This window comes from Paenibacillus sp. 203 (genome assembly GCF_037027525.1).
Classification (GTDB): domain Bacteria; phylum Bacillota; class Bacilli; order Paenibacillales; family Paenibacillaceae; genus Paenibacillus; species Paenibacillus polymyxa_B.
Genome location: NZ_JAXCHD010000001.1, coordinates 1 through 17234, shown reverse-complemented (window position 1 = coordinate 17234; position 17234 = coordinate 1). Strand labels below are relative to the sequence as shown.

The 17234-nt window shown below is 45.4% G+C and carries 14 protein-coding genes and 1 rRNA gene; 9 read left to right on the top strand and 6 right to left on the bottom strand.

Going from position 1 to position 17234, the window contains the following annotated elements; translation table 11 throughout:
* Window positions 1-77 precede the first annotated feature (77 nt).
* From mnmE to rpmH, 5 genes are all read right to left on the bottom strand, one after another.
* Window positions 78-1454, bottom strand: coding sequence for a tRNA uridine-5-carboxymethylaminomethyl(34) synthesis GTPase MnmE (mnmE, locus tag WA407_RS00075; protein ID WP_039272137.1), 1377 nt, complete (start codon window positions 1452-1454; stop codon window positions 78-80).
* 128 nt (window positions 1455-1582) lie between these two features.
* Complete coding sequence (gene jag / locus WA407_RS00070; protein WP_235306829.1) at window positions 1583-2344, bottom strand: RNA-binding cell elongation regulator Jag/EloR; 762 nt, start codon at window positions 2342-2344, stop codon at window positions 1583-1585.
* Window positions 2341-3207, bottom strand: coding sequence for a YidC/Oxa1 family membrane protein insertase (locus WA407_RS00065; protein ID WP_254327997.1), 867 nt, complete (start codon window positions 3205-3207; stop codon window positions 2341-2343). Before WA407_RS00065 ends, jag begins: the two co-directional genes overlap by 4 nt.
* A gap of 71 nt (window positions 3208-3278) precedes the next feature.
* Window positions 3279-3629 carry a ribonuclease P protein component gene (gene rnpA / locus WA407_RS00060; protein ID WP_254327996.1) on the bottom strand — a complete coding sequence of 117 codons (351 nt, stop codon included), beginning with the start codon at window positions 3627-3629 and terminating at the stop codon, window positions 3279-3281.
* A gap of 263 nt (window positions 3630-3892) precedes the next feature.
* Complete coding sequence (gene rpmH, locus WA407_RS00055) at window positions 3893-4027, bottom strand: 50S ribosomal protein L34 (protein WP_007433250.1); 135 nt, start codon at window positions 4025-4027, stop codon at window positions 3893-3895.
* Between the two features lie 1071 nt (window positions 4028-5098).
* Here rpmH and dnaA point away from each other — a divergent pair.
* The 6 genes from dnaA to gyrB all read left to right on the top strand — a co-directional run bounded on the left by dnaA (window position 5099) and on the right by gyrB (window position 11419).
* Complete coding sequence (gene dnaA / locus WA407_RS00050) at window positions 5099-6445, top strand: chromosomal replication initiator protein DnaA (protein ID WP_103049703.1); 1347 nt, start codon at window positions 5099-5101, stop codon at window positions 6443-6445.
* A 186-nt stretch (window positions 6446-6631) separates the two neighbouring features.
* The gene (dnaN, locus tag WA407_RS00045) at window positions 6632-7774 is read left to right on the top strand and encodes a DNA polymerase III subunit beta (protein ID WP_029518977.1); all 1143 of its coding nucleotides are present in this window, start codon (window positions 6632-6634) and stop codon (window positions 7772-7774) included.
* A gap of 47 nt (window positions 7775-7821) precedes the next feature.
* Window positions 7822-8040, top strand: coding sequence for a S4 domain-containing protein YaaA (yaaA, locus tag WA407_RS00040; protein WP_023986416.1), 219 nt, complete (start codon window positions 7822-7824; stop codon window positions 8038-8040).
* A gap of 54 nt (window positions 8041-8094) precedes the next feature.
* Entirely contained in the window at window positions 8095-9210 is a 1116-nt protein-coding gene (gene recF / locus WA407_RS00035; protein ID WP_013308098.1) for a DNA replication/repair protein RecF, read from the top strand.
* 16 nt (window positions 9211-9226) lie between these two features.
* Window positions 9227-9478 (top strand): extracellular matrix regulator RemB, encoded by a 252-nt coding sequence (gene remB, locus WA407_RS00030; RefSeq protein WP_007433255.1) that lies wholly within the window; start codon window positions 9227-9229, stop codon window positions 9476-9478.
* A 30-nt stretch (window positions 9479-9508) separates the two neighbouring features.
* A complete protein-coding gene (gene gyrB, locus WA407_RS00025; RefSeq protein ID WP_061830445.1) occupies window positions 9509-11419 on the top strand; it encodes a DNA topoisomerase (ATP-hydrolyzing) subunit B in 1911 nt (636 codons plus the stop codon).
* 140 nt (window positions 11420-11559) lie between these two features.
* Here the strand turns inward: gyrB and WA407_RS00020 are convergent, their stop codons facing one another.
* Window positions 11560-12387: a YheC/YheD family protein gene (locus tag WA407_RS00020; RefSeq protein WP_235306831.1), complete on the bottom strand. Its 828-nt coding sequence runs from the start codon at window positions 12385-12387 to the stop codon at window positions 11560-11562.
* A 464-nt stretch (window positions 12388-12851) separates the two neighbouring features.
* Here WA407_RS00020 and gyrA point away from each other — a divergent pair, with 464 nt between their 5' ends.
* From gyrA to WA407_RS00005, 3 genes are all read left to right on the top strand, one after another.
* Window positions 12852-15416: a DNA gyrase subunit A gene (gene gyrA, locus WA407_RS00015; RefSeq protein ID WP_235306832.1), complete on the top strand. Its 2565-nt coding sequence runs from the start codon at window positions 12852-12854 to the stop codon at window positions 15414-15416.
* 215 nt (window positions 15417-15631) lie between these two features.
* A complete protein-coding gene (locus WA407_RS00010) occupies window positions 15632-16720 on the top strand; it encodes an HD-GYP domain-containing protein (RefSeq protein WP_061830448.1) in 1089 nt (362 codons plus the stop codon).
* 318 nt (window positions 16721-17038) lie between these two features.
* Window positions 17039-17234 (top strand): 16S ribosomal RNA (locus tag WA407_RS00005); the annotation flags it as partial.

Here is a 17234-nt window from a genome sequence, read left to right as displayed (position 1 = left end):
CATTCCGGTCTTCACACCGAATATGCTCTTGTATATCTATAACGATAGCAGGCTTATACCAGCCATTCTTAATTGTTCTATTTACCCAGACAAAATTGTGAAAATATTTGATCTATCAACGCATCATGCGCAGTATCGCCTACAATCTCACCCAAATGCTCCCATGCCAGTCTTACATCAATCTGGATCATGTCGATCGGTACAAATTGATCAGCTGCTTCATAGGCATCTACCAGCGATTGGCGCGCCTTCTTCAACAAAGCAATATGCCGTACGTTGCTGACATATGTCATATCCGCTGATTCCAGCTTGCCACTAAAGAATAACTTGGATATCGCCTGCTCCAGTCGGTCCGCTCCCTCATTTTCCTTCACAGACATCGGTACGATAAGCTCTTCGGGAACATAACGGAGCAACAAATCCCGGTCTACTTGAGCCGGTAAGTCCATTTTATTCATAATGACAATCGCTTGTCTACCGCGGATTTGTTCCATTAATGCCATTTCATCCTCATGCAGTGGTTCGTTGGCGTTAATAACGATGAGCAGCAGATCCGCTTCACTAACTGCCGTTCTCGAACGTTCTACTCCGATCCGTTCCACTACATCCATCGTTTCACGAATCCCTGCTGTATCCAGCAACTTGAGCGGAATACTATTAATCGTCACATATTCCTCAATAACGTCACGAGTTGTGCCCGGAATATCGGTCACAATGGCCCGCTCGCCCTGAGCCAATGTGTTCAGCAGTGACGATTTGCCCACATTTGGCCTTCCGACAATCGCTGTAGTCAGCCCTTCGCGCAAAATCTTTCCCTGCTCCGCCGTATGCAGCAGCCGATCAATTTCCGTCATGACCTGACTGCTTTTATCCTTGATTAAGTCAGATGTAAAAGATTCAACATCATGCTCAGGATAATCAATATTCACTTCAATATGAGCAAGTGTCTCCACCAAGACATGACGCAGACGACGAATATTCTGGGACAGTTGTCCATCTACCTGCTTCAAAGCCACCGAAAAAGCTTTATCTGATTTGGAGCGGATTAAGTCAATGACACCCTCCGCCTGACTCAGATCAATACGACCATTCAGAAAAGCACGTTTCGTAAATTCACCTGGCTCAGCCAGACGTATATTTTGCAGCAATAGTAAATCCATCACCCGTTTGACGGCTACGACCCCGCCATGAGTGCTGATTTCTACGACATCTTCTGTCGTAAAAGAGCGTGGCGCCCGCATCACTGTAACTAAAACTTCCTCCACCTTTTCCTGGCTTTGAGGATCTATAATATGTCCATAATGTACTGTGTGAGTTGGAGCCTTGCTTAGAGGTGTTTTACTACGGAACAAAGCCTCCACTTCTGTGACCGCTTCTGGACCGCTGACTCGTACAACCGCAATGCCGCCCTCGCCGACAGCCGTTGCAATGGCAGCTATAGTATCACTCAGCATAAAGTTTCTACCTCCTATCAAGTAGAAACGACATTGCCGTCCTTCATCAAGGACGGCAGCCGTTTCAGCGAGAAATATAAGAAAAAAAGCAATGGCTTCTGCATCTTGCAGAGAGCCATTGCGTCGGATTATTTTTTAGCAATGATGACGCGCCGATTGGGCTCGTCCCCCTTGCTGTATGTTCTAACCAGCGCATGCTGTTGGAGCTTGGCATGAATCAGCTTCCGCTCCTGTGACGGCATTGGCTCCAGTACCACTTCCTTGCCATAACGAATAGCCTGGTTCGCCAACCGATCTGCCAAATCCTCCAGCGTTTTTTGCCGACGTGCACGAAATTGCTCGGCATCCAGCACAATTCGGATGAACTTGTCAGAATGACGGTTGGCAACGATATTCGTCAGGTACTGCAATGCATCCAACGTCTGTCCTCTGCGGCCGATCAACATACCGAGCGACGGACCGGAGATATCCAGTGTACTTTCATCCTTGCGGTGGCGGACATCGACTTTAACGTCCAGTCCCATTCCTGCTGCTGTTTCACGGATGAAACGCACCGCCTCTTCATAAGCATCTATATGTCCCGAGGGTGCTTCCATGTTCATCTGTGCTTCCTGTGCAACAGGCCCAGTTTCTTTTGATAAAGCCTGTCCCACGCTAGAAGGTGCTTGAGCCGATACATGAAGTTCAGCCGCGTGTGTGGTTTCAGGAGACGGCTCAGAGAGCAGCGTAAGCTCCACCTTCGCCTTCTTGACCCCGAGCCACCCCAGGAATCCTTTTGACGGCTGTTCCAACACGCTTACGGTTACCCGTTCACGGCTTACTCCCAACTGGGAGAGTCCTTGTCTTACAGCATCTTCAACGGTTTTTCCTGATGTCACGACTTTGGTCATCTCGACTTTTTAGCCCCCTTCGTGTTTTTACCACCTTTTTTCTTACTATTGGAGGAACCTGTTTTCGCGAGACTGGCTGTTTTCACATTCGCCAGTGCTGCTTCTTTATCCTTATTCCGATAAAGGAAATAGTTTTGAATGATCGTGTAAATATTACTGTAGAACCAGTACAACGGCAAAGCGGATGGGAAGTTGTACGACATGAACAGAATCAGCACCGGATAGACGTACAGCAAAAATTGCATCGGTCCCTGCTGCGGCGTCGGATTCATTTTCATCATCATCCAAGTTTGGACAAATGTCGTAATCGCTGCCAAAATCGGCAGGATAAACAAGTGATCCGGTTTACCTAACTGGAGCCACAAGAAGTCATGATCCCGCAATGCCGAGTTATAATAAATGGCATTATAAAGCGCGATAAAAATTGGCATCTGTACTACCAAAGGAAGACAGCCAGCCATCGGGTTGACCTTGTTTTCCTGGAACAACCTCATCGTCTCTTGCTGGACTTTTTCAGGCGTATCCTTGTATTTCGCTTGGATTTCTTTTAATTGCGGCTGAATGGCCTGCATAGCTTTGGAACTACGTACTTGCTTGAGTGTAAGCGGCAAAATAATGGTTCGCACGATAATCACCAGAATCAGTACGGCCAGGCCATACTCTCCAGAGAACCATTGGGCAAATGTATCTAACGCATACGAAAACCAGTAAACGACATATCTTTGCCAAAACGATCCATTGGCCAAGTCTGCCGTCGTGTAAGAATTGTGGGCCGTCTGGGCACATCCGGACAGCACAGCAACAAGTGCCAATAAGGCAATCAGGAGGAACCATTTTCCTCGTTGAGTCTTCAAACGCGACACTTCATAACCCCTTTCTTAACCAATCCATTCCAACGTAAATCATACCATATCCTGTAGGACAAAGATACTGACTATCGGCGTGAAGACTTGAGCAGCGAGGCTTTGCGTAGAACGTGCAGCACGCTTTTCTCCAGCTCTTGATACGACATTGTAACCGCACCTTTACGAACGATAAAAATCAGGTCAATCTGCTCCACCAATTCATGTTCATGATGGCGCACAATTTCCTTAACGATTCTGCGCATCCGGTTGCGAACTACTGCATTGCCGATCTTCTTGCTGGCCGAAATTCCGACGCGGAACTGCTCTACCTCTCTGCGGCGGAACCAGTACACCACAAACTGATGGTTGGCAAAAGATTTGCCATGGCGGTATACGCGCCCAAAGTCCGCCCGGTGTCGTAGACGCAATTTTTTTTGCACGGCGCTTCTCCTTGCTCATCTCTTTTACACATGTCGGTAAGCTTACCCTTACCCTTTATATAGTAAGAAGTATGGACAACATTCCAACATGGTAATCTCGCTTATTTTATATCCGTTTTCAAAAGCTTCATCTAATATAGGACAGGATGCTGGACTTCTCCCTCTTCTTTCACTACATTATTACAACAATAGAAGAAGGGATCCGATCCCTGAATACCTCAATTATGAAAAAAAAGACCACCGTAGTGGTCTTTATGCACGCATTACGCACTCAATACTTTTCTACCTTTTTGGCGACGAGCTGCCAAAACTTTACGGCCATTCTTCGTGCTCATTCTTTTACGGAAGCCGTGAACTTTTTTACGTTTGCTGACATTCGGTCTGAAAGTCGGTCTCATTGTGCTGCACCTCCTTACAAGGAATACGTTTTATATGGAATATACCTAACGTAGCAATCTCCACAAAAAACACCTTTGTACATTTAACCACAAATAGCGGCCAAAGTCAATGTACTTGTGAATCCTCTCCCTCTTTTTCGAATCAGGAAGCCTCCTCCCCTTCCCCCGCTCACTCACTTCGCTCTTTTATTCCCTTATTTCAAAAAATTTCTTTCGCCTCTCCTCCATCATCAGCATTCTATTGGTAGTTTTCACTCCTCCAAAAACTGCTCTTTTTAATTCCTTCATTCTTTGATTTGAATCCATCCTATTTTCAGATCGACGTTATCGGGTTCGTTCAAAAATAATGTCGGAAACGTTACCGGAAATTTTCAACAGAAAAATAAGCCTCTGTGACCAAAAGGCAACGGCTGTTATACACAGATCCACAAAAAGAACTGAATTGTGATTTAAATGGTCATAACCTGTGCATAACATTTTAGAGTAAAAAAGAGTTATTGTCGAAAACTGAACAAATTATAAACAATATCTTGTGTTGTGAATAAAAATTGTACACAACAGATTGAATTTGTGGATAAATAACCACCAGTCATTGAAATACAAGGCTTCTTTTGCTATGATGATATTACTTTTGAATGTGAATATGTTGTTTTACCCTCCATATTATCAACACCCTGTGGATAAAGTTGTGAACAAGTTCAATTTATCCATCTTTTTATTTTTGTGCGGATTTGGGATTCTGGGGATATATTCTACATTTTTCATTTGATTTCGACATATTGCAGTCCCGTTTTGGCCTGCGGGATCAAGAGAACGGATCGTGCCGCACATTCCCTCCTGAGAAATATCGCCTCTCTTCTGCTGATCAGCAGCGGAATTTCCATTAGCTATTTTTCAGGGTCATTTTGTGCTGCGTTCTCTCACCACACTGCCGCATGATTTAGGCGGCGGTATGTCTTTTTATGGCCTTCAACAACATTTTTGGGATTTTAGGCGTTTTGCCGAAGCGCCGAGAGCAGCTCTCTGCAGCTTAATTCGGTAAAATGTCAGGATTTAAAAGGAGTGACGTCTGTGGACAGCCATACCTCTGAACTATGGCAGCAAATTCTATCCATTATACAAACCAAGCTGAGTAAGCCGAGTTACGACACTTGGTTTAAGGCTACCAAGGCAGCGAAACTAAATGACCACTCCATTGTGATTTCTGCACCGACAACTTTTGCCGTGGAATGGCTTGAAAGCCGCTATACCAAGCTAGTCGGAGCAACGGTTTATGAAATTTTGGGCAAACAGCTAGAGGTCAAGTTCGTTATTGAAGAGAACAAGCCCGCCGAGGTCGACCTTCAGCAACAACCTCAGCAGCAGCCGGTCGTTCATGAAGAAGCTGTGTCCCATATGCTGAATCCCAAATATACATTCGATACATTCGTCATTGGATCGGGGAACCGTTTTGCCCATGCGGCATCGCTGGCCGTCGCCGAGGCGCCGGCCAAAGCTTACAATCCGCTGTTTTTATACGGTGGTGTGGGGCTGGGAAAAACGCATCTGATGCACGCTATCGGGCACTATATTTTGGAGCACAATCCGACCAGCAAGGTCGTTTATTTATCGTCGGAGAAGTTTACGAATGAATTCATTAATGCCATCCGGGACAACCGCGGGGAAAGTTTCCGGAATAAATATCGGAACATCGATATTTTGCTCATTGATGATATTCAATTCATTGCGGGCAAGGAATCGACGCAGGAGGAATTTTTCCACACGTTTAACGCGCTTCATGAGGAACGCAAGCAGATTATAATCTCAAGCGATCGGCCGCCTAAAGAAATTCCAACGCTGGAAGAACGGTTGCGCTCTCGCTTCGAGTGGGGACTTATTACGGATATTCAGCCGCCGGATCTGGAGACGAGAATTGCTATTCTTCGGAAAAAGGCGCGGGCGGAAAACCTGGATATTCCCAATGAGGCCATGATGTATATTGCTAATCAAATTGATACGAACATCCGTGAGCTGGAAGGGGCGCTAATACGCGTTGTCGCCTATTCTTCCTTAACAAATCAGGATGTAACAAGTCATCTTGCGGCTGAAGCGTTGAAGGACATTATCCCGTCCAGCCGTCCAAAAATGATCACGATTCAGGATATACAGCATCAAGTCGGGGAATTTTACAATCTACGGCTGGAGGATTTTAAAGCGCGTAAGCGGACGAAGGCTGTAGCATTTCCACGACAAATTGCCATGTACCTGTCTCGTGAGCTAACCGACTATTCTTTGCCGAAAATCGGCGAAGCTTTCGGTGGGCGTGATCATACGACTGTCATTCATGCGCACGAAAAAATCTCCAAATCCATTCAAGTGGATCAGGATCTGTTTAAAGTTATCAACAACCTAATAGAAAAAATCAAAAATCCAACCTGAACAAGTTCAGAGCCTATACACAATTTATACACATGTGGATAGGCTTGATTTTATTAGGGTTACAGTGACTTATCCACATATTCAGTGCGCCTATTACTATTACTAATATATTTTAAAGATATACATCACCTAAATAAGGCCCGCGTCAACGCGTGCTTGAAGGATTAAAACCCGTAGGAGGAACTTATGAAGATCAGCATTCTGAAAAACGTTTTGAACGAGGCTATACAACATGTATCCAAAGCGATATCAAGTCGGACTACGATTCCCATTCTGAGCGGTATTAAGCTGGATGTGAATCACCAGGGAGTAACGCTGACCGCCAGCGATACAGACATCTCCATTCAATCCTTTATTCCGATGGAGGATGGTGACCAAACTGTTGTTCAGGTTGAACAACCCGGTAGTGTTGTGCTGCCAGCCAAATTCTTTGTCGAAATTATCAAAAAGTTGCCGTCTCAGGAGATCCGTATGGAGGTAAAAGACCAATTCCAAACCTTTATCTCGTCCGGTGCAACTGAAATTCAGATTGTTGGCTTGGACCCTGAAGAATTCCCGGTGCTTCCCAACATTGAAGAAAATCAAGTCATCTCTGTGCCAGGAGATTTACTTAAAAATATGATTAAACAGACGGTGTTCTCCATTTCCACCCACGAAACGACACCGATTTTAACCGGCGTGTTGTGGAATCTGGCTGAGGGGGAACTGAAGTTTGTGGCAACGGACCGCCACCGCCTTGCCACCCGCAGCGCTCATTTGGAGACGTCTGAAGGCTTGCGCTTTAGCAATGTTGTCATTGCGGGCAAAACGCTAAATGAGCTGAGCAGAATTATTCCAGACCAAAATATGCTTGTGGATATCGTAGTAGCGGACAATCAGGTATTATTCAAAGTAGATCGGGTGCTATTTTATTCCCGCATCTTGGACGGCACCTATCCTGATACTTCTAGAATTATTCCGACCTCCTACAAAACAGAACTGATTGTGGATACAAAAAGTTTAAGTGAGTCAATTGACCGTGCTTATTTGCTGTCCCGTGAGGAAAAAACGAATATTGTAAAAATGCAGTCGCTGGAAAATGGCGGCTTGGAAATTTCCTCTAGTTCCTCTGAGCTTGGCAAAGTGCGTGAGGAAGTAACTGTGTCCAAATTTGAGGGAGAGCCGCTCAAAATTTCGTTCAACTCCAAATACATGCTCGACGTGCTCAAGGTGATTGATAGCGAGCAGCTGACGATTGCTTTTACCGGCATTATGAGTCCCATTATTTTAAAACCGGCAGATTCCAGCAATGCGCTGTATATCATCCTGCCATATCGCACAACCAACTGACGTTTAGCTTTAACCCACCCGAGGACAAGCGAAAGGATGAACAAGCCTTGAAACAGATATCTATACAGACCGAATACATCAAGCTCGATCAATTTTTAAAATTAGCCGATTGTGTATCCACAGGAGGCATGGCTAAAGCCCTGCTGCAAGAGGGACAAGTCCGTGTGAATGGTGAACCGGAAGAACGTCGCGGAAGAAAACTGTACCCAGGTGACACCGTAGAAGTAGAGGACAATGGAAGTTTCGAAGTTACAGCAGGAGCATGATCGCCTGGGTGGCAAGGACTCCTTTTAGGTACGGAGTAACAAGGGGGACCCTATGTGTTTGTGAACAACATTGTTTTGCAGCAGTACCGGAACTATGAACAGCTGGAGCTGAATGAATTTGGTCCCGTTAATTTGCTAATCGGACAAAATGCGCAGGGCAAAACGAATCTGGTAGAGGCGATTTTTGTATTGGCTTTAACCAAAAGTCATCGAACGTCCCGCGACAAAGAGTTAATCTCTTTCGGGGCTACTTCCACTCACCTAGCTGCGGATGTGGATAAAAAATACGGGAAAATCAGACTGGATCTCGCGTTATCCACACAAGGCAAAAAAGCAAAGATCAACGGACTGGAGCAGCGAAAACTGAGCGATTTTATCGGTTCGTTAAATGTGGTCATGTTTGCACCTGAGGATCTCGAAATCGTCAAAGGAACACCGGGGGTTCGCCGCCGGTTTCTTGACATGGAAATTGGACAGGTTGCGCCAGGATATCTGTATCATTTGCAGCAATACCAGAAAGTATTGGTGCAGCGAAATAACCTGCTCAAGCAAGCTTGGGGTAAGGATATGGCTTCAGTGCAGCTGATGCTGGAGGTATGGAATGAGCAACTTGTTGAGCATGGTGTTAAAATTGTTAAAAAGCGGAAACAATTTATAACAAAGCTACAAAAGTGGGCTCAGGCCATTCATGAAGGGATTGCAGGTGGGACAGAAGAGTTAAAATTAACCTATGTTCCCTCCTTCAGTGAGCCAGAGGAAGAAGATGAAGCTGTCTTATTGGAGCGATTTATGATAAAGTTATCCCAAATGAGGGAACAGGAAATCCGCCGTGGCATGACTTTGGCGGGACCCCATCGTGATGATTTGGCCTTTGCCATTAACGGCAGAGAAGTGCATACGTATGGCTCGCAGGGGCAACAGCGGACGACGGCCCTGTCCTTGAAGCTGGCCGAAATAGAGTTAATTCATGAAGAAATTGGTGAATATCCTGTCCTGCTGCTGGATGATGTTTTGTCCGAGCTGGACCCCTATCGTCAGACTCAGCTGATCGAGACTTTCCAAAGCAAGGTACAGACCTTTATCACGGCAACCGGGGTTGAGACTTTGAACGCAGAACGACTCAAGGATGCCAATATTTATCACGTCCACGACGGGCATGTGGAACACTAAGGAGTGAGTGACCGCTATGTATATTCATCTGGGTGGAGAAAAAATCATCCGCTCTTCAGAGCTTGTGGCTATTTTCGATATCTCGATTGAAAAATCCTCTAAAATCTCCAAGCAATACGTGAACCACGCCCAACAGCAGAAGCATGTCGAGATGATTGGCGAAGAGGAAGCCAAGTCCATCGTAGTGACTCAGAATACGGTGTATTATTCCCCCATCTCCTCAACAACACTCAAAAAGCGGGCAAACCAGTTTGTTGCCAATGCTTAACCATAGAATCTATAGAAGTAGGTGAAAGGCATGTCTATGAATCAACCGTCTTATGATGCGGGCGAGATTCAGGTCCTTGAGGGCCTGGAAGCGGTTCGGAAACGTCCCGGGATGTATATTGGCTCCACGAGCGCCAAAGGTCTCCATCATTTGGTCTGGGAAGTTGTGGACAACAGCATTGACGAAGCGCTGGCGGGTTACTGTGACAGCATTCAAGTTGTCGTTCACGAAGACAATAGCATTACCGTTACAGATAACGGTCGCGGTATTCCAGTAAGTGAACACGCCAAAATGAAAAAATCTGCGCTGGAAGTCGTTATGACCGTGCTTCACGCAGGTGGTAAATTTGGAGGCGGAGGGTACAAGGTATCCGGTGGTCTGCACGGGGTTGGTGTATCCGTAGTAAATGCCCTCTCCAGCAAAATGATCGTGCATGTTAAACGGGACGGACATCTGTATGAGCAGGAATATCATCGTGGTGCTCCGCAGTATGATGTCAGAGTCATCGGTGACACAGACGAGACGGGTACCCAAACGACTTTTTATCCTGACGATCAAATCTTTACAGAAACGACCGTATATGACTATGATACGCTCCAGACACGGATTCGTGAGTTGGCTTTCCTGAACAAAGGTATTGCAATCAGCTTGACTGATGAACGGACGGGCGCCAGCGATACATTTCACTACGAGGGCGGAATCAGTGAATATGTGCAATTTTTGAATCAAAAAAGAGAAGCGCTGCATGAACAGCCGATTTATGTCGAAGGCTCGCGTGATATGATTCAAGTCGAAGTGGCATTGCAATATAACGACAGCTATACCGAGAATATTTATTCTTTTGCCAACAACATCAACACCCATGAGGGCGGAACTCACGAATCAGGTTTCAAGAGTGCATTAACCCGGATTATTAACGATTATGCACGTAAAAATGGCTTGATTAAGGACAACAACGCCAACTTGACCGGTGACGATGTGCGTGAAGGATTGACGGCGATTATCTCCGTCAAAATTCCAGAACCACAGTTTGAGGGTCAGACCAAGACAAAGCTTGGTAACAGTGAGGTGCGAGGGATTGTCGAATCCCTATTCGCAGAGAAACTCCAGGAATTCCTAGAGGAAAATCCGTCTGTTTCCCGCCGGGTGGTTGATAAATCTTTACAAGCAGCACGTGCCCGGGAAGCAGCGCGTAAAGCGCGTGAGCTTACACGTCGTAAAAGTGCGCTGGAAATCAGTTCGCTCCCAGGCAAACTGGCGGATTGCTCCTCTAAGGATGCTTCGATTAGTGAACTGTACATCGTCGAAGGTGACTCAGCAGGAGGATCGGCCAAGCAGGGTCGTGATCGTCACTTTCAAGCTATTTTGCCGATTCGCGGTAAAATCCTGAATGTTGAAAAGGCACGCTTGGACCGTATTTTGTCCAGTGATGAAATCCGGTCGATGGTAACAGCAATGGGTACAGGGATCGGAGACGACTTTGACATCGCCAAAGCCCGTTATCACAAGGTCATTATCATGACAGATGCGGATGTCGATGGTGCCCATATTCGTACGTTGTTGCTGACGTTCTTCTATCGGTACATGCGTAAAATCATTGATGCAGGCTATATTTATATTGCTCAGCCACCACTATTCAAAGTGGAGCGTAACAAAGTTGTACGTTATGCGAACTCCGAGGCGGAACGTGATGAGATCATCAGGGAATTTGGAGAAAACGCGAAATACAATGTACAGCGCTATAAAGGCTTGGGTGAGATGAATGCGACCCAACTTTGGGAAACTACGATGGACCCTGAGAGTCGTACTATGCTTCAGGTAACTGTCAGTGACGCGATGTTGGCTGATACACTGTTCAATACCTTAATGGGTGATAATGTAGAACCTCGCCGCGACTTTATCCAAGAACATGCGAAGTACGTGAAAAATCTTGATTTTTAATGTTAACGTTCCTTCCTAGTGACTGTTTTATGTGCTCATTAGGTAGTATTTTGTAGGAGTTCACAAGGGGCGCCCAAATGGGCGTCCCTTTTCTTCTCATTAACCAGCCCGGGTGTATTTGAATATTTGAACTCATTGTTTTAGGCTTTTTTCTTAGAGCGTATGGTTTTACCCGTGGATGAAGAGTACCGGCCGTAGCCTACTGCATATCTGAATATTTTATGATAGAGGCTCTTGTTTGGAAGAGAAGAGAACACCTTAATTGCTGGTCTCGTATTAACCTCCAGAATCCACGGATAATTTTGCTGATCCAGTCCCACATCTAATCCAATTTCCCTTAAACGTGGGTATCTTTTTTGCAACTGCCAGGCTACCCGTTCGCCCATTTTTGATAATTTTTGCTCCAGTCGTACAGCTTCCTTTACATCCATGTATGGAGCGACTAGCTCATTGAAAAAGCGCGTTGTCCCACCGCTGTGATGATTGGTGACGACTTTGTCAGGAGCAGCTACGCGTCCTACAATAAGCGTTGTTTCCCATTGGTGTCTCAAATTCATCTGGGTTAATACCCTCAGATCGAAAGGGCGTGCTTCATGCTGAAGAAGTGGAATTCCACGCTGGATCAGATATGGACGTTTTCGTATGCGGGAAGTAACCACTTTATGCAGATCTTCTAGACTTTCGAAGGTGAAGGTATCTACTTCATAGCGAAGCACATACCAAGTTCTCTCTTCGATAATTCCTTCTTCTGTCGGTGGAAGCGGCTCTGTCAGCCTCTCTGCCCGCATAACCCCTTTTCCATAAGTACCGTTATCCGGCTTAATATAGACAGTACCATACACGGCCAACATTTCGTTCAAGTGATCAAATGTGTACAACCGTGTTTCTGGTACATAAGCCGCCAATGTCGGATTGGGGAGAATGGCATTTGTTTTGGTCCACTTACTGGATACTCGCTGAATAGACAAGTAATCTCATCCCTTTCTTTTCGAAATATGAGTCATGTACTTGGAATCCGCAACACTTTGACAAAACAAGGGAAACTAAAGGACAAGCGCGTAAAACAATGATATAATAGAGAAATACGGCGTTTTTCGGAATTTTGCTAAGTGAACCCTGACCGTATACGTATTGTATGTGGAAAAGGCCCTTAGGGTGGGGGCTAATCCCCAGCTCTGGGGAATTTGTTATGATCAGGGCTTGTGAGTTGTACAAGAGATAGCAATCTGCTACACGCAGAAAGAGAATGACGAGGGATTTACGCTGTAAAGAGGACAATGCGTTTAATTGTGCTCTTTTTGTGAAAGTAATATAATTACACAGATGAGGATTTCAGCCAAAATCCTGCGCAGAGAGCGGAGTGTATAGGCAGTATCTTGTTAGGCTTTTCACATAGAGAGCATTGTATTGAAGGATAAGAAGGAGGACCAGCATGGCGGATCAAAATAACTCGCAAATCATCAATAGGGATATCGGAGTGGAAATGCGCGAATCCTTTATGGATTATGCCATGAGTATTATTGTTAGCCGTGCCTTGCCTGATGTGCGGGACGGACTGAAGCCGGTACACCGTCGTATTCTGTACGCGATGTCCGAGCTAGGCATGTCGCCAGATAAGCCTTACAAAAAATCGGCAAGAATCGTCGGCGAAGTTATCGGTAAATATCACCCTCATGGTGATACGGCTGTATATGATACGATGGTACGGATGGCGCAGGATTTTTCCTTGCGTTATATGTTGGTGGACGGACACGGTAACTTTGGCTCCGTGGATGGAGATATGGCGGCTGCGATGCGTTACACCGAAGCACGGTTGTCCAAGATTGCCATGGAAATGCTACGTGATTTGAACAAAGAGACCGTTGATTTTATGCCGAACTACGATGGTGAAGAGAGCGAGCCCGTTGTATTACCTGCACGTTATCCTAACTTGCTGGTGAATGGCGTCGGCGGAATTGCAGTCGGGATGGCTACCAATATTCCTCCGCATAACTTGGGAGAGGTTATCGATGGTGTACAAGCACTGATCGAAAACCCTGACATTACGCCGATGGAACTTATGGATTATATTCAAGGGCCGGATTTCCCGACAGCAGGTTATATTTTAGGACGCTCTGGTATTCGTCAGGCGTACCAGACTGGTCGCGGATCTGTGACCATGCGTGCGAAGACCACCATAGAAGAGATTGGCAATAAAGCACGGATTATCGTGCATGAGCTGCCTTACCAAGTGAATAAGGCTCGTCTGGTCGAGAAAATTGCCGAATTAGTACGTGACAAACGTATTGAAGGCATTACGGATCTTCGGGATGAATCGGACCGTACGGGTATGCGTGTCGTTATTGAGTTGCGTAGAGACGTGAACCCGAATGTCGTTCTGAATAATTTGTTTAAACATACGGCCATGCAGTCGAATTTCGGTATTAATATGCTGGCCATTGTAAACAACGAACCGAAGATTTTGAACCTGAAGGATGTCTTGTATCATTATCTCAAACATCAGGTCGAGGTTATTCGTCGCCGGACAGAATTTGATCTGAAAAAAGCCGAAGCTAGAGCACACATTCTGGAAGGCTTGCGCATTGCCCTTGATCATCTGGACGAAGTTATTGCCTTGATTCGTTCTTCCCAAACTGCAGAAGCAGCTCGTGAAGGACTGATTGAGCGTTTCTCGCTCACTCTTGAGCAGTCTCAGGCTATTCTGGATATGCGTCTGCAACGCTTAACCGGTTTGGAACGTGAGAAGATCGAGAACGAATATAACGAGTTAATACAAAAGATTGCGGAATACCGTGAGATTTTGGCGAACGAGCATCTGGTACTCAACATCATTAGCGAAGAGCTGAATGAACTTAAGGAACGTTTCGCTGATGACCGTCGCACTGAAATTACAGTGGGTGAAGAGAGTATTCTGGATGAGGACCTCATTCCGCGTGAAGATGTTATTATTACTGTAACCCATACGGGATATATCAAACGCCTTCCTGTTACTACCTATCGCAGTCAAAAGCGCGGTGGTCGTGGTGTAGTGGGGATGGATACCAAAGATGAGGATTTCGTAGAGCATCTGTTCATTACGAATTCACATCATCATTTGTTATTCTTTACCGACAAGGGCAAGGTATATCGGATTAAGGCCTATGAGATTCCTGACCTTAGCCGGACAGCCCGGGGGACACCGATTATTAACCTGATTCAGATTGAACAGGGTGAGTCGATCAATGCGGTAATTCCAATCGAGGAATTTGTGGAGGATAGCTATCTATTCTTTGCGACCCAGCATGGAATCATTAAGAAGACACCACTTGACGACTATGCAAATATCCGCAAAGGTGGCTTGATTGCCATTAACTTGCGTGAAGATGACGCCCTGATCGAAGTGAAGCTGACGGACGGACAGCAGGAAATGATTATTGGTACAGCACAAGGCATGTCTATCCGTTTCCCTGAAAGTGATGTACGGTCTATGGGCCGTAGCGCTACAGGGGTTAAAGGGATCAACCTTGATGAGAGTGATGCTGTAATAGGTATGGACATCGTAGATACCAGCCTGGATATCCTGATTGTAACGGCCAAAGGTTATGGCAAGCGTACCCCTGTTGCGGATTATCGTATCCAAAGCCGTGGAGGTAAGGGGATCAAGACGATTAATGTTACGGATAAAAATGGTCCGGTTGTCGGTCTCAAGGTTGTAAAAACCGAAGAGGATCTGATGATCATTACAGCTAGTGGCACCTTGATTCGGACTAGCATGGGGGAAATCTCCACGATGGGTCGGAATACACAAGGGGTAAGGCTGATTAATATTCGCGATGATGATTCGGTTGCAACTGTTTGTCGAGCGAACAAGAATGAGGAGCAGGATGAACTGCTTGAAGAATTATTAGAGGATGGGGAAGCTGGAGAGGGCTCCTCTCTATCATCTGTTGAACCAACTCTCGAAATGAATACAGAAGATACGGAAGGTAACGACCCAGAATCTTCTGAGGGCGAATAAGAGCCTGCATATGGAAACAACATTAGTTATTAAATTTTAGATGGAAGAGACTCTCTGACTATTTGGTCGGGGAGCCTTTTTCTTTTTCTGGCTAACGAATTCAGACAAGTATGCTTTAAATGGCATAAAATGAATGTACAGGATCAATCCCAAGTAATATAATGACATCATAACTGGCAGCTGGAGCAGCTGTTGTGAGAACAGAGAGGTTGACCATGACAACTGTACCCGTACCCGAATTAAAAGCAGGACTTAGATTGCAAAGCGATGTATTTACAGAAATGGGCAGCTTGCTGCTACCAAAAGGGCGCATTCTGCTACCGCGTGACTTGGAGATTTTACAGGCGTTCCTGATCCAGCAAGTTGAGGTAGGAACGGATGATCTTACAAAATCCAGTGGCGAGTCTACGACTGTTCGATCTGGAATATCGGAATCGCAAGGTCCTTCGTTAGATGGGCGAGATGAATCTGAACAATTTCAGGATGAGTATGACAAAATGGTGATGCTCGTTAAGAACGCATTTCAATCGGTACTCGTCTCTAATTTATCTATATATGAACTGCGAGGACAATTGGAGTCCTTACTGGTGCACATTCAGCGCTATAATGTAATGACCTATACTCCGCCTGCCATGATCGAAGTGGACTATATTTTTCACAACGCCGTGCTAACCTCCCTTACTTCCTACTCCATTGCACAATGGATCGGATTACCTCAAAAGGATTGGATGCAGGTGGCTTTTGCTGGATTGCTTCATGACATAGGGAACGCTAAAATGGACCCGGCCATTCTGTACAAGCCCTCCAAACTAACGTGGGAAGAGCAAGAAGAAATACGTAGTCATACATCACTAGGATACCAGCTGCTTAAAAATGTGAAAGCCATTAACGAAGGTGTGCGTTTGGCAGCTCTTCAGCATCATGAGAAAGTGGACGGTACTGGATATCCACTGCGTCTTAAAGGGGAACAAATCCACATCTACGCTAAAATCGTTGGAGTAGCTGATGTGTTCCATGCTATGACTCTAGAGAAAACATACCGGCCTGCCCAATCACCGTATCTGGTTCTGGAGCAAATCAAGTCAGAATCATTTGGAAAGCTGGACCCAAGTGTCGTACAAGTTTTTATTCATAAGCTAACCCAATTCAATAATGGAACCAAGGTGCGCCTCAATGATAACCGTACAGGGGAAATTATATTTGCTGATCGAGATCATCCGACTCGTCCGTTGATTCAAGTAGATGGGGAAATCATTAACCTAATGCTGCAAAGAGAGCTTTATATCGAGTGTATTGTTACTTAACTAAGTATTTTTAAAAAAACAGTTGCACAATATAAAGAAAGTATGATATATTATTTCTTGTCGCTTCAAGTGTTATCAAAAAGAGTGAAAAACACTTTTGAAAAAAAGTGTTGACATAACTCTAGGAAATATGATACACTATAAAAGTTGCTGAGGGGTTGAAAGAAACGCCGAGGCAGACAATGAATGTTTGATCTTTGAAAACTGAACAACGAGTGAGTAAATGATTTTGTTCGCAAAATCAAACAAGAGATATTTTATCTCGTCAGTTTCAAAATGAGCTTATCGCTCTTTCTATAAATCAACTTCGGTTGGTCTTTAATGGAGAGTTTGATCCTGGCTCAGGACGAACGCTGGCGGCGTGCCTAATACATGCAAGTCGAGCGAGGTTATGTAGAAGCTTGCTTCTACATAACCTAGCGGCGGACGGGTGAGTAACACGTAGGCAACCTGCCCACAAGACAGGGATAACTACCGGAAACGGTAGCTAATACCCGATACATCCTTTTCCTGC